Below are 12388 nucleotides of genomic sequence, written 5' to 3'. Positions count from 1 at the left end.
CGTAACGCGGAGGCAACACTCGGCGGGTTCCGTAGGCCTCACCGCAGGCGACAGGAGGCCCTGAAGATGATCGTCCCCGACCCCGCCGAGACCAGCGCGCTGCGGCGGGCCTACGGCACGTTCCCCAGCGGGGTGACCGCCGTCTGCGCGCTGCGCGACGGCGCCCCGGTCGGCATCGCCGCCAGCTCGTTCGTGTCGGTGTCGATGAACCCGCCGCTGGTGTCGGTGTGCGTGCAGCACACCTCCACGACCTGGCCGCTGCTCGCCGACCGGCCGCGGCTCGGGCTGTCGGTGCTCGGGTCCACGCACGACCGGGCGTGCCGGCAGATCGCCTCGAAGACCGGCGACCGGTTCGCGGGCATCGGCTACACCGCGACCGGCGAGGGCGCGGTGCTGCTGCACGACGCCGCGGCGTGGCTGGGCTGCTCGGTCCACGAGATCGTCACCGCCGGGGACCACGATCTGGTGCTGCTGCGCGTCGAGGCCCTGCAGACCCATGACGACGTCGCCCCGCTCGTCTTCCACGGCAGCCGCTTCCACGCCCTCTCAGCGCTGGCGGCCTGATGTCCGTCCAGCCCGAGACCCTCGGCCCCGTCGACCGGGTCGGCCCCGCCGTCGCCGCCCTGCGCGCCGGGCGCCCGGTCCTCGTCGCCGACGACGCCGGCCGGGAGGACGAGTACGACGTGATCCTCCCGGCCGCGCTGGCCGAGCCGCGGTGGACCGCGTGGGCCGTCCGGCACACGTCGGGGCTGCTCTGCGCGCCGATCACCGCCGAGCGCGCCGACGCCCTCGCCCTGGACCCGATGGTCCGCGACAACCAGGACCCGCGCGGCACGGCCTACATGGTCTCGGTCGACGCGGCCCACGGCATCGGCACGGGGATCAGCGCGAAGGACCGGGCCCGCACGGCCCGGGTCCTCGCCGATCCCGCCAGCCGGCCCGCCGACCTCGTCCGGCCGGGGCACCTGCTCCCGCTGCGGGCCCGCGCCGGTGGCGTGGTCGCCCGGCCCGGGCACACCGAGGCCGGGGTGGACCTGTGCCGGCTGGCCGGGCTTCCCCCGGTCGCCCTGATCGCCGAGCTGGTCGGCGACGGCACCGGCATGGCCGGCAGCGAGGACGCGGCCCTCCTCGCCGCGCGGCACGACCTGCCGGTCCTCGACATCGCCGAGCTCATCGACCACCGCCTGCGGTTCGGCGACGGCGAGCGGGGCCGGGTCACCCGCGCCGTCACCACCCGGCTGCCCACCGAACACGGCGTGCTCGACGCGGTGGGGTACCGCGACGAGGTCACCGGCGCCGAGCACGTCGCGCTCGTCGGGCGCGGACCGGCGACCCGGCCGCTCGTCGCGGTGCACGCCGAGTGCGTGACCGGGGACGTCTTCGGCGCCCTGGCCTGCGACTGCGCCCGGCGCTTCGCGGAGTCCGCGGCCCAGGTCGCTCGCGAGGGCGGGATCCTGGTCTACCTGCGCCGGCCGGGCCCGCGGGCCGTCGGCGCGCTCGACGGGCACGCCTGGACCCCGGCCGACGACGGCGCCGCCGGCGCGATCCTCGCCGACCTCGGGCACCGCGCCGTCCGGCTGCTCCCCGGTCCGGCGAGCGCCACCGGGCTGGCCCGGCCCGACCTCGCCGTGCTGCCCGTCCCCGCTCCTACCCCCGGGCACCGCCCCGTCCGCCTCCTGGAGATCTCGTGAGCGTCACCGTCGTCGTCGGCAACCCGAAACCCGGATCCCGCACCCGCGCGGCCGGCGAGCTGCTCGCCGAGCGGCTGACCGGCACCGCCCCGGACCACGTCGTCGAGCTGACCGACCTCGGCGCCGGCCTGCTCGGCTGGGGCGACGAGGCCGTCGCCACCGCGGTGAAGACCGTGCAGGCCTCCTCGCTGGTCGTGTTCGCCAGCCCGACCTTCAAGGCCACCTACACCGGCCTGCTCAAGCTCTTCCTCGACCAGTTCGCGGGCGGCACCGGGCTGCAGGACGTCGTCGCCGTGCCGCTGATGCTCGGCGCCGGGCCCGCGCATGCGATGGCGCCCGACCTCACGCTCAAGCCCGTCCTCGCCGAGCTCGGCGGCACCTGCGCCCTGCCCGGTCTCTACCTCCTCGACTCCGGGTTCGCCGACGACCCCGCGTTGCCGGCGTATGCCGAGCGCTGGGCCCCGGTCGCGAAGGCACTCACCGCACTGCGCGACTGACCGGCCCCCGCCCGGCAGGGCAGGATGCGCGCATGACCGATCGCCCGGCCGCGGCCCCCGGCATGCGGCACCGCAGCATGCGGGACCACAACCTGGGCGTGGTGCTGGGCGAGGTGGCCCGGCGGGGCACCATCAGCCGCGCCGGGCTGGCGGTGGCGACCGGGCTCACCAAGTCGACGGTGTCGTCGCTGGTGGGCGAGCTGGTCGAGGCGCGGCTGCTGGTGGCCGAGGGCCGCACGGGTGAGGGCGAGCGCGGCCGGCCGGGCATCGGGCTGGGGCTCGACGGCGGGCACGTCGCCGGGCTGGGGTGCGAGATCGGGGCGCGCCGGTTGGCGGTCCGCGTCGTCGACCTCCGCCGGCGCACCCGGGTGCGGCTCGAGCGGGTCGGGTCCAACCGCCGCTCCCCTGCTGCCGTGTTCGCCGAGCTCGCGGCGCTGGCCGCCGATGCCGAGCGGCGGGCCCACGCGGCGGGACTGACCCTCGTCGGCGCGGGGCTCGCCATCCCGGGCCTGCTCGACCACGGTCCCGTCGACGGCGGTCCTGCCGGCGGGCGACGGGTCGTCGCCGCGCCGAACCTCGGGTGGCGGGACGTCCCGCTCGACCCGCACCTCGCCGGGCTCCCGCCGCGGGCGGGCCTGCCGGTCGCGGTGGACAACGAGGCCAACCTGGCCGCGCTCGGCGAGCTGCGGCTCGGCGCGGGGAGCGGGCACCCGTCGTTCCTCGTGGTGACCGGCGAGGTGGGTATCGGGGCGGGGCTGGTCGTCGGGTCCGGGCTGTACTCCGGCGCCGACGGGTTCGCCGGCGAGCTGGGACACGTCGTGGTCGTGCCCGGCGGCGCACCGTGCGCCTGCGGCGGACGCGGCTGCCTGGAGACGGTCGCGGGGCTGCCCGCCCTGCTGCGCGCGGCCGGCCTCGACCCCGACGGCGGGCTCGCGCCGCTGCTCGCGGCCCTCGACCGGCCCGCGGCGGACCCGGCGGGCGATGCCGCGCGGGCCGCCGTCGACGAGGCCGCCGCCGGTCTGGCCCTCGCCCTCACCGCCGCGGTCCACCTGCTCGCCCCCGGCCTGATCGTGCTCGGCGGGACGCTCGCCGCGCTCGGCGCCGTTCTGGTCCCCCGGCTCGACGCCGCCCTCGCCGCGCAGGTCGGCGCGCTGCGCGGCAGCGCGCCCCCGGTCACCACCTCGGCCCTCGGCACGGACGCCGCGGTCCTCGGCGCCGCCCTCGGCGTGCTCGACGCGGTCCTGGCCGATCCCGTCCGGATCCTGCCGGCCTGACGGCCCCCTTGCCCCACCCCTGCGGCAGGTCTAGCGTCCCTCTTTAGTTCGCGATCTGGACTAAATAAGGGAGTGCCCGATGACCGCACCGTCGCCGTCGCAGGCCGACCGCTTCTCCTTCGGCCTCTGGACCGTCGGCTGGCAGGGCCGGGACCCCTTCGGCGAGGCCACCCGCCCCGCGCTCGACGTCGTCGAGGCCGTGGAGCGGCTGGCCGCGCTCGGCGCGTGGGGCCTGACCTTCCACGACGACGACCTGTTCGGCTTCGGCCCCGACGCCGGCACGCGCGACAAGCAGGTCACGCGGCTGCGGGAGGCGCTCGACGCCACCGGCATGACCGTCCCGATGATCACGACGAACCTGTTCACCCACCCCGTGTTCAAGGACGGCGGGTTCACCAGCAACGACCGGTCGGTGCGCCGGTTCGCGCTGCGCAAGGTGCTGCGCAACGTCGAGCTCGCCGCCGAGCTGGGCGCCCGGACCTTCGTGCTGTGGGGCGGCCGGGAGGGCTCGGAGTACGACTCGGCCAAGGACGTCGCCGCGGCGCTCGACCGCTACCGCGAGGCGATGGACCTGCTGTGCGGCTTCGTCCTGGACCGCGGTCACGACATCCGGTTCGCGCTCGAGCCCAAGCCCAACGAGCCCCGCGGCGACATCCTGCTGCCGACCGTGGGGCACGCGCTGGCCTTCATCGAGAAGCTCGCGCACCCCGAGCTGGTCGGGGTGAACCCCGAGGTCGGCCACGAGCAGATGGCCGGGCTGAACTACGTGCACGGCATCGCCCAGGCGCTGTGGGCGGGCAAGCTCTTCCACCTCGACCTCAACGGCCAGCGCGGGATCAAGTACGACCAGGACCTCGTGTTCGGCCACGGCGACCTGCTCAACGCCTTCGCCCTGGTCGACCTGCTCGAGCACGGCGGCCCCGGCGGCGGCCCGGCCTACGACGGCCCGCGGCACTTCGACTACAAGCCCTCGCGCACCGAGAGCTACACCGGCGTCTGGGACTCGGCCGCCGCCAACATGCGCGCGTACCTGCTGCTCAAGGAGCGGGCCGCGGCCTTCCGCGCCGACCCCGAGGTGCAGGATGCCCTCGCCACCGCGGGGGTCCCCGAGCTGTCGACGCCGACCCTCGCACCGGGCGAGGGCTACGCCGAGCTGCTGGCCGACCGGTCGTCGTTCGAGGACTTCGACGCCGAGGCGGCCGGGCAGCGCGGGTACGGGTTCGTCCGGCTTCACCAGCTCGCCGTCGAGCACCTCATGGGCGCCCGATAGGGGTCAGCCGACCGGCACCGCGCCTCGCGCCCGCCGCAGCGCGTCGGCGGCGCGGGCGGTGACGTCCTCCCACCGGCCCGCGGCGAGCAGCTCCGGGTCGACCATCCAGCTGCCGCTGACGGCCGGGACGCACGGGAGCGCGAGGTAGTCCGCCATGTTCTCCGGCTTCACCCCGCCGGAGGGCAGGAAGGACATGCCGGGGAAGGGCGCGGCCAGCGCGCGGATCCCGGCCACACCGCCGAGCAGGTTCGCCGGGAAGAACTTCACCTCGGTGACCCCGCGCTCGGTGACGACCATGAGGTCCGACGCACCGGACACCCCGGGCAGGGCCGGCACGTCGAGCTCGGCGGCCCGGTCGAGCACGGACACGGACAGCCCGGGGCTCACGACGAACCGGGCCCCGGCGTCGACGACCTCGTCGACGTGTCGCGGCACGACGACCGACCCCGCGCCGACGTGCAGCCCGGGCAGCGCGGTCAGGGCGCGGATCCCGGCGAGGCCCGCCGCGGTCCGCAGGGTGATCTCGACGACGTCGACGCCCCCGGCGAGCAGGGCCTCGCCGAGCGGCAGCGCCTGGCCCGGGTCGTCGAGCACGACGACCGGGAGGACCGGGCAGCGGGCGAGCAGGGACACGTCTTCTCCTGAGCGGGTCACCGGACGACGTCCGTGATCGGGTCGGTCCGCAGGGCCGCGAGCTCGGCGCGGGTGGGCAGCCCCTCCCAGTCCCCCGGGACCAGGCAGACCGCACCCCCCGCGGCGTTGCCGAGCGCGAGGGCGGCCTCGACGGGCCGGTCCGCGACGAGCTCGGCGAGGTAGCCGGCGACGAACGCGTCGCCGGCGCCGACGGCGTCGACCACCTCGACCGGCCGGGTCGGTGCGTGGACGGCGGTGCCGCCGGTGTGCGCGACGGCACCGAGCGGGCCGAGCTTCATCACCGCGGTGGCGGGCCCCAGCTTGGCCAGCCGGGCGGCGAGTTCGGCGCCACTCTCGGCGTCGACCGGTGCCGGGTCCAGACCCAGCACCAGCGCCGCCTCCTCCGGCCCGGCGAACACGAGGTCGCACAAGGGGATCAGGTCCCCCAGGGCCGCGCGGGCCTCGGTGTCGGACCAGAGCGTGCGGCGGTGGTTGACGTCGAGCGAGACGAGCACCCCCGCCTCCCGCGCGATCTCGACGGCGCGGGCGACGGCGGCGCGGGGACCGGGCCCGAGGGCCGGGGTGATGCCGGTGAGGTGCAGCACCCGAGCCGCGGCGATCTCGTCCGCGACCGCGTCGACGTGCGCGGGCGCCAGCCGCGAGGCGGCGCTGCCGGCGCGGTAGTACCGCACCCGGTGCGGCCGCCCGCCCCGCAGCTCCTTGAGCATCATCCCGGTCGGGGCGTCCGGGTCGGTGTCGGCGAGGACCCGCACCCCCTCGGCGCGGATCTCGCGGGCCACGGCGCGGCCCAGGTCGTCGTATCCGACCCGCGAGACCCAGGTGGCGTCGACGCCGAGCCGGACCAGCCCGATGGCGACGTTCGACTCCGCCCCGCCGATGCCGACGGTCAGGGCGGAGCCCGCGACCAACCGGCCCCGCGGGGTCAGCAGGGCCATCGTCTCGCCGAGGGTCACCACGCGCGGGCTCACGACAGCTCCAGCATGACCTTGCTGCTCCCGGGCGCGGCGGCGACCGCGAGGGCGTCGGCGGCGGCGTCGATCGGGAACCGGTGGCTGATCACGGGGGTGACGTCCAGGCCCGCCGCCATGGCGGCGAGCGCGTCGGAGATCTCCTCGACGAACCGGTACGAGCCGATCCAGGTGATCTCGCGGGTGACCAGGTCGCCGAGCGCGGCGGAGATCGCCGCCCCCGGCAGGTTCCCGACCTGCACGAGCGTGCCGCCGCGGGCGGTCGCGCGGAGCACCGGGCCCAGGGCGGCCGGCGCGCCCGAGGCCTCGAAGACGATCTCGACGTCGTCGGGCAGGGACCCCGCGGAGACGTCGACGGTCTCGTCCGCACCCATCGCGCGGGCGACGTCGAGGGACACCTCCGCGATGTCCGAGGCGACCACGGTCGCCGCCCCGGAGTGCTTCGCCGCGGCCACGACCAGCGAGCCGATCGGGCCGGCCCCGTTGACGAGCACGGTACGTCCGCGCAGGTCGCCGGCCCGGAACACGGCGTGCATCGCCACGGCGAGCGGCTCGGCGAGGGCCCCGGACAGGGTGTCGACGCCCGTGGGCAGCGCCCGCAGCTGCGCGGCGCGGACCGCCCGCAGGCCGCTGAAGCCGCCGTCGGTGTGCGGGTCGAAGGCCGCCGACCCGAAGTACCGGACCTGCGGGTACAGGTTGGTGCGGCCGGCGATGCGGTCCGGCAGGTGCCCGTCGCCGACCAGCTCGGCCGGGTGGACGGTGACCGGGGTGCCGACCTCGGGGCCGGTCACCCCCGGCCCCAGCGCGGCGACCCGGCCGGCCACCTCGTGCCCGAGCACCAGCGGGTGCGTCAGCGACGCGGTGCCGGACGCGCCGTTCTTCCAGTACGCCACGTCGGAGCCGCAGATCCCGCCCCACTCCATGGCGACCAGGACCTCGCCGGGCCCGGCGACGGGCTCGGGGCGCTCGTCGACCCGCAGGTCGCCGGCCCCGTGGACGACAACGGATCTCACGCCGCGTCCTCCAGCTTCACCAGGTCACGCCCGCGGGTCTCCGGGGCGAGCAGGGTCGAGACGAGGGTGATCGCCGAGTAGACGACGAGCATCGCGGCGATCGGCCACCAGCTGCCGGTGAGCGCGGTCAGCGAGGCCGCGAGGACCGGGCCGATCGCGGTGGCGAGGATGCCGCCGATCTCCTTCGCCAGCGCGAGCTGGGTGAACCGCGTGCGGGCGCCGAACAGCTCCGCCATCGTGACGCTCTCCATCGAGAACAGCCCGAGCACGCCGATGTTGAGCGCGATGATCATGCCCAGCGTGATGGCCACGGCGCTCCCGCTGGTGATCAGCAGCATCGCCGGGAAGGCGACCAGCATCGTCGCGATCGTCAGGCCGATGTAGACGGGGCGGCGGCCGACCTTGTCGCCGAGCAGGCCGATGAGCGGCACGGTGGCGAAGCCGAGCAGCGAGCCGTAGACGATCGCGTCGGTCGGGATCGAGCGGTCGACGAGCAGCGTGGTGGCGAGGTAGCCGACCAGGAAGGTCTGCACCAGCCCGGAGTTGCCGGCCTGGCCGAACCGCAGGCCGAGCGCGAGGAAGAACGCCTTGCCCTTGCGCTGCTTGAGACCCGCCTCCAGGACGCCCTCGGACGCGGCCTCCTGCTTCGAGAGCGCCACGCCGTCGACGACGTCCGCCCGCTCCTCGAAGACCGGGCTCTCCTTGAGGTTCCGGCGCAGCCACACCGCGAAGATCATCAGGGCGAAGCTCAGCAGGAACGGGATCCGCCAGCCCCACTCGACCAACTGCTCCTCGGAGAGCACCGCGAGCAGGATCGCCCAGATGCCGGACGCCGCGAGCGTGCCGGAGTTGGTGCCCAGCGAGACCAGCGACGAGATCAGGCCGCGGCGCTTCGCGGGGGCGTACTCGGCCAGCATCACCGTGGCGCCCGCGATCTCCGCGCCGGCGCCGAAGCCCTGCAGCAGCCGCAGTGCGACCAGCAGGATCGGGGCGAGGATGCCGATGGTCGCGTAGGTCGGCAGAGCGCCGATCAGCGTGGTCGACACACCCATCAGCAGGATGGTGATGAACAGGACCTTCTTGCGGCCCAGCCGGTCGCCCATCCGTCCGAAGTAGACGGCGCCGGCGAGCCGGGCGACGTACCCGACGCCGTAGGTCGCCATCGCCGCGATCAGGCCGATCGCCGGGCTGACGTCCGGGAAGAAGACCGTGTTGAAGACGATGGCGGCCGCCAGCGAGTAGAGCTGGAAGTCCATGAACTCCATCGCGGTGCCCAACCACCCGGACACGGCGGCCTTGGTGAGGTCGCGCGTCGTGCGGGTGACCACGCCCGGGGGCTCCGTCCTGGCGCTGTCGGTCGTGCTGTCCGTCATCGTGAACTCCGTTGCTCAGTGACCGCTGGGTGAGGTGAGGCTCGCGGGGTCGGCCGGGCTCTGCTCAGAGCTCGACACGCCCCGCGGAGAGGGCGGGAAGGTGGGCGGCGACAGCAGTGACCAGGCCGTCCGTCGCCGCCAGGTCGGGGGCGCCGATCGCGTCGAGCAGTCCCCGGACGGTCGCCTCGGGGTCCCTGCCGCGCCAACAGGCGGCGAGTGCCTCGGCGGCCGGGTCGGTGGTGCCGAAGTGCTGACCCTGCGGGCCGGGCCGGGTGGCGTGCACCCAGCCGGCCAGGGCGAGCTCCAGCACCGGCGCGCGGCGCTCGCGCAGGACCGGGAGCCAGCGCTCCGGCACCTTGAGCGAGCCGTCCGAGCCGACCTGGCGCAGCAGGTGCCGGATCCGCGGGTTGTCGAAGCGCTCGACCAGGTCCGCGGCGTACGCGGCTGCGTCCGGCCCGTCGGCGGGCAGAGTCGGCGCGACCTCCGTGGCCAGGGTCCGGACGAGGGTCTCGCCCCAGCCCGTCGCCATGGCGTCCGCGATGGTCGTGGCCCCGGCCGCGAGGCCGAGGTAGGCCAGCGCGGAGTGGGCGCCGTTGAGCAGCCGCAGCTTGGTGAGCTGGTAGGGCGCGACGTCCGGCACGACGAGGGCGCCGTCGCGCTCCCACGGCGGGCGCGGCCCGGCGAACCGGTCCTCGAGCACCCACTGCCGGTAGGGCTCGCCGACGACCGGCAGCGCGTCGACGACACCGAGCGCCGCGGCGGCGGCCTCGCGGTCCACGTCCGTGGTGGCCGGCACGATCCGGTCGACGATCGTCGACGGGAAGGTGACGGCCGCGGCCATGAGCTCGAGGACCCGGTCGCGGTCCGGCCAGCTCGACGCCGCGACGAAGCCCCGCACCACCGCGGCCAGCGCGGTGCCGTTGGCGGACATGTTGTCGCAGGACACCACGCTGATCGGCGCGGCACCGGCACGCATCCGGGCGGCCAGGCCCGCGGCGAGCCGGCCGACGACCGTCCGCGCCCCGTCCGGCCCCGCGGCGAGGTCCGCCGCGATCGCCGGGTCGGTGGTGTCGAGCGTGCCGTCCGGGCGCCGGTGGTGGCCCTTCTCCGTGATCGTCAGCGTGACCACGGCGACGTCCGGGTCGGTGAGCAGGGCGTCGACGCGCGCGGCGTCGGGGCCGAGGGCGAGCGCCTCGACCACCGAGCCGACGACGAAGGTCCGGCTACCGTCCACACCCCGCTCGGTCACCGAGTACAGGCAGTCCTGGGCCCGCAGCGCCGCCGCGGTGTCCGCGGACCGGGGCGCGACGACCGCGATCCCCCACGGCTCGCCGGCGGCGGCCGCGGCACGCTCGGTGTAGACGGCCTGGTGGGCACGGTGGAAGGCGCCCAGGCCGAGATGCAGGACCCGCGGCCGCAGCGCGCCGGGCTCGACGAGCGGGCGGGCGTCGGCGGGGATCCGGGCGAGGGTGTCGCGGCCCAGGCCGGTGCGCAGCAGCATGCTCACCAGTCGTGCACCGAGCCGTCGAGCCGGCGGGCGACCGGCAGGTAGCGGGCCTCGTACGGGAAACGCTCGGCGGCCTTCTCGTCGTACTCGACGCCGAGGCCGGGCACCTCGGTCGGATGCAGCATGCCGGCGGCGAGGGTGGGCCCGCCGCGGAAGACCTCGAGGGTCTCGTCGGCGTGTCCCATGTACTCCTGGATGCCGAAGTTCGGCACGGCGACGTCGAGGTGCACCGCCGCGGCCATGCTCACCGGCGAGAGGTCGGTGGCGCCGTGCGAGCCGGTGCGGACCCCGTAGAGCGCGGCGAGGTCGAAGATCCGGCGCAGGTGGGTGAGGCCGCCCGCGTGCACGACCGTGGTCCGGACGTAGTCGATCAGCTGCTCGGTGATCAGGGTCTGGACGTCCCAGATCGAGTTCAGCACCTCGCCGGTGGCGATCGGGGTGGTCGTGTGCTGCCTGATGATCCGGAACGCCTCCTGGTTCTCGGCGGGCGTCGGGTCCTCCATCCAGAACAGCCGGCAGGGCTCGACGGCCTTGCCGAACCGGGCCGCCTCGAGCGGCGTGAGCCGGTGGTGGACGTCGTGCAGCAGGTGGAAGCCGAAGCCGAAGCGCTCGCGGACGGCCTCGAGGTAGGTGGGCGCGAAGTTCAGGTACGCCTCGGTGTCCCACGGCTGCTCGTCGGGCAGCGCGGTGGCCGCGGGCTCGTAGAGCTTGCCCTTGCGGACGCCGTAGGTGCCGCCGACCTCCGGCACCGCGGCCTGGGCGCGCACGGCCTTGTAGCCCAGCGACAGGAAACGCTCGACGTCGTCGAGCAGCTCGGCGGTGTCCCGGCCGCTGGCGTGCGAGTAGACCATGACGCCGTCCCGGGAGCGGCCGCCCAGCAGCTGGTAGACGGGCAGGCCGGCGACCTTGCCCTTGATGTCCCACAGCGCGGTGTCGACGGCGGAGATCGCGGTCATGGTCACCGGGCCGCGGCGCCAGTAGGCCCCCTTGTAGAGGTACTGCCACATGTCCTCGATGCGCGCCGGGTCCTTGCCGATGAGCAGCGGGACCAGGTGGTCGCGCAGGTAGCTCGCGACGGCGAGCTCGCGGCCGTTCAGCGTCGCGTCGCCGAGGCCGACGACCCCGTCGGTCGTCGTGATCCGCAGCGTCACGAACGTCCGTCCCGGGGAGGCGACCAACACCTCGGCCCGCTCGATCTCGCTCACCAGGTCCCACTCCTTCGGACGATCCGGTCCGCGCGCACTCTCCGGCAGACTGGTCGCGCAGTGCTTGTATACAAGCATCCGTCGCGAAGCTGTGCAAGACCGGTCCGGAGGAGCGGTCAGTGACGCGCCACACCCGATATCGTGGGTCCGTGACCCGGACGAACAGCCGGCGGACCAGCCGTCGCGCCGTCTACGAGACGTTGCGCCGCAAGGTCCTCACCCTCGAGCTGCCGCCCGGCGCCGCGCTCTCGGAGAACGAGCTGGCGGCCTCGCTCGGGGTGAGCCGCACCCCGGTGCGGGAGAGCCTGATCCTGCTGGTGGAGGAGGGCCTGGTCCAGGTCTTCCCGCAGGTCGGGTCGTTCGTCTCGCGGGTGGACCCGGACCGGGTCGCCGACGCCCAGTTCCTGCGGGAGGCCGTGGAGCTCGCGTCCCTGGAGGACCTGCCCGCCGATCTCGACCCGGAGCTCGTCGCCGAGCTGCGCCGCAACCTCGACGAACAGCACCGGCCCGGGCTCACGGTCGAGGACTTCTTCGCCCTCGACGAGGAGTTCCACCACGGCCTGCTGCGCCTCGCCGGGCACGGCCGCGCGTGGGCGACGGTGGTGTCGGCCAAGGGCCACCTGGACCGGGCGCGCCGGCTCGGCCTGCAGGAGACGCCGCCGGAGGGCTTCGCCGACCAGCACGTCGAGATCCTCGGGGCGGTGCTGTCCGGGGACGTCGCCGGGGCGCGCGCTGCCATGCGCACGCACCTGCGAGCGGTGTTCGACGACGTCGAGGCCATCCGGGAGCGCTCCCCCGAGCTGTTCGCCTCGGCGTCGGGCGCGGTCCCGGTGCGCCGCAACGTGGTCGTCTGGGAGTGACGGCCCGGCCTGACACTCGGCCACGCCACGCTCCGCCAGGGCGGCCCGCCGGGGCAGCTCGGGCGTCGTGGCTCAG

The 12388-nt window shown here is 75.3% G+C and carries 12 protein-coding genes; 6 read left to right on the top strand and 6 right to left on the bottom strand.

Annotated features, from left to right (window positions below; translation table 11 throughout):
• Positions 1 to 66: 66 nt before the first annotated feature.
• The 5 genes from AB0B41_RS13890 to xylA all read left to right on the top strand — a co-directional run bounded on the left by AB0B41_RS13890 (position 67) and on the right by xylA (position 4732).
• Positions 67 to 564, top strand: coding sequence for a flavin reductase family protein (locus AB0B41_RS13890; protein ID WP_358202684.1), 498 nt, complete (start codon positions 67 to 69; stop codon positions 562 to 564).
• Positions 564 to 1691 carry a 3,4-dihydroxy-2-butanone-4-phosphate synthase gene (gene ribB, locus AB0B41_RS13885; RefSeq protein ID WP_358202682.1) on the top strand — a complete coding sequence of 376 codons (1128 nt, stop codon included), beginning with the start codon at positions 564 to 566 and terminating at the stop codon, positions 1689 to 1691. Before AB0B41_RS13890 ends, ribB begins: the two co-directional genes overlap by 1 nt.
• Positions 1688 to 2188 (top strand): NAD(P)H-dependent oxidoreductase, encoded by a 501-nt coding sequence (locus AB0B41_RS13880; RefSeq protein WP_358202679.1) that lies wholly within the window; start codon positions 1688 to 1690, stop codon positions 2186 to 2188. The genes ribB and AB0B41_RS13880 overlap by 4 nt, the downstream gene beginning before the upstream one ends.
• A 32-nt stretch (positions 2189 to 2220) precedes the next feature.
• On the top strand, positions 2221 to 3462 hold the full coding sequence (locus AB0B41_RS13875) for an ROK family transcriptional regulator (protein WP_358202677.1): 1242 nt from the start codon (positions 2221 to 2223) through the stop codon (positions 3460 to 3462).
• A gap of 79 nt (positions 3463 to 3541) precedes the next feature.
• Entirely contained in the window at positions 3542 to 4732 is a 1191-nt protein-coding gene (xylA, locus tag AB0B41_RS13870; RefSeq protein ID WP_358202675.1) for a xylose isomerase, read from the top strand.
• Between the two features lie 3 nt (positions 4733 to 4735).
• On the opposite strand, the gene eda is transcribed toward xylA, so the two are convergent.
• The 6 genes from eda to manD all read right to left on the bottom strand — a co-directional run bounded on the left by eda (position 4736) and on the right by manD (position 11452).
• A complete protein-coding gene (gene eda / locus AB0B41_RS13865; protein ID WP_358202673.1) occupies positions 4736 to 5365 on the bottom strand; it encodes a bifunctional 4-hydroxy-2-oxoglutarate aldolase/2-dehydro-3-deoxy-phosphogluconate aldolase in 630 nt (209 codons plus the stop codon).
• Between the two features lie 17 nt (positions 5366 to 5382).
• On the bottom strand, positions 5383 to 6354 hold the full coding sequence (locus AB0B41_RS13860; protein WP_358202670.1) for a sugar kinase: 972 nt from the start codon (positions 6352 to 6354) through the stop codon (positions 5383 to 5385).
• Positions 6351 to 7367: an L-idonate 5-dehydrogenase gene (locus tag AB0B41_RS13855; protein ID WP_358202668.1), complete on the bottom strand. Its 1017-nt coding sequence runs from the start codon at positions 7365 to 7367 to the stop codon at positions 6351 to 6353. Before AB0B41_RS13855 ends, AB0B41_RS13860 begins: the two co-directional genes overlap by 4 nt.
• Positions 7364 to 8740, bottom strand: coding sequence for an MFS transporter (locus AB0B41_RS13850; protein ID WP_358202666.1), 1377 nt, complete (start codon positions 8738 to 8740; stop codon positions 7364 to 7366). The genes AB0B41_RS13855 and AB0B41_RS13850 overlap by 4 nt, the downstream gene beginning before the upstream one ends.
• A gap of 64 nt (positions 8741 to 8804) precedes the next feature.
• The gene (locus AB0B41_RS13845) at positions 8805 to 10241 is read right to left on the bottom strand and encodes a mannitol dehydrogenase family protein (RefSeq protein ID WP_358202726.1); all 1437 of its coding nucleotides are present in this window, start codon (positions 10239 to 10241) and stop codon (positions 8805 to 8807) included.
• A 2-nt stretch (positions 10242 to 10243) separates the two neighbouring features.
• A complete protein-coding gene (manD, locus tag AB0B41_RS13840) occupies positions 10244 to 11452 on the bottom strand; it encodes a D-mannonate dehydratase ManD (protein ID WP_358202663.1) in 1209 nt (402 codons plus the stop codon).
• Between the two features lie 149 nt (positions 11453 to 11601).
• Here manD and AB0B41_RS13835 point away from each other — a divergent pair, with 149 nt between their 5' ends.
• Positions 11602 to 12312: a GntR family transcriptional regulator gene (locus AB0B41_RS13835; protein WP_358202661.1), complete on the top strand. Its 711-nt coding sequence runs from the start codon at positions 11602 to 11604 to the stop codon at positions 12310 to 12312.
• The last annotated feature ends 76 nt before the right edge of the window (positions 12313 to 12388 follow it).

Source organism: Pseudonocardia sp. NPDC049154 (genome assembly GCF_040648315.1).
Classification (GTDB): Bacteria; Actinomycetota; Actinomycetes; order Mycobacteriales; family Pseudonocardiaceae; genus Pseudonocardia.
Note: the sequence above shows the minus strand (reverse complement) of the source record. Positions and strands in the feature narration are given on the sequence as shown.

Excerpts from the sequence above, each read along its gene's own strand:
- AB0B41_RS13890 (WP_358202684.1), top strand. The coding sequence starts at position 67 with ATGATCGTCCCCGACCCCGCCGAGACCAGCGCGCTGCGGCGGGCCTAC.
- ribB (WP_358202682.1), top strand. The coding sequence starts at position 564 with ATGTCCGTCCAGCCCGAGACCCTCGGCCCCGTCGACCGGGTCGGCCCC.
- AB0B41_RS13875 (WP_358202677.1), top strand. The coding sequence starts at position 2,221 with ATGACCGATCGCCCGGCCGCGGCCCCCGGCATGCGGCACCGCAGCATG.
- xylA (WP_358202675.1), top strand. The coding sequence starts at position 3,542 with ATGACCGCACCGTCGCCGTCGCAGGCCGACCGCTTCTCCTTCGGCCTC.
- AB0B41_RS13850 (WP_358202666.1), bottom strand. The coding sequence starts at position 8,740 with ATGACGGACAGCACGACCGACAGCGCCAGGACGGAGCCCCCGGGCGTG.
- AB0B41_RS13845 (WP_358202726.1), bottom strand. The coding sequence starts at position 10,241 with ATGCTGCTGCGCACCGGCCTGGGCCGCGACACCCTCGCCCGGATCCCC.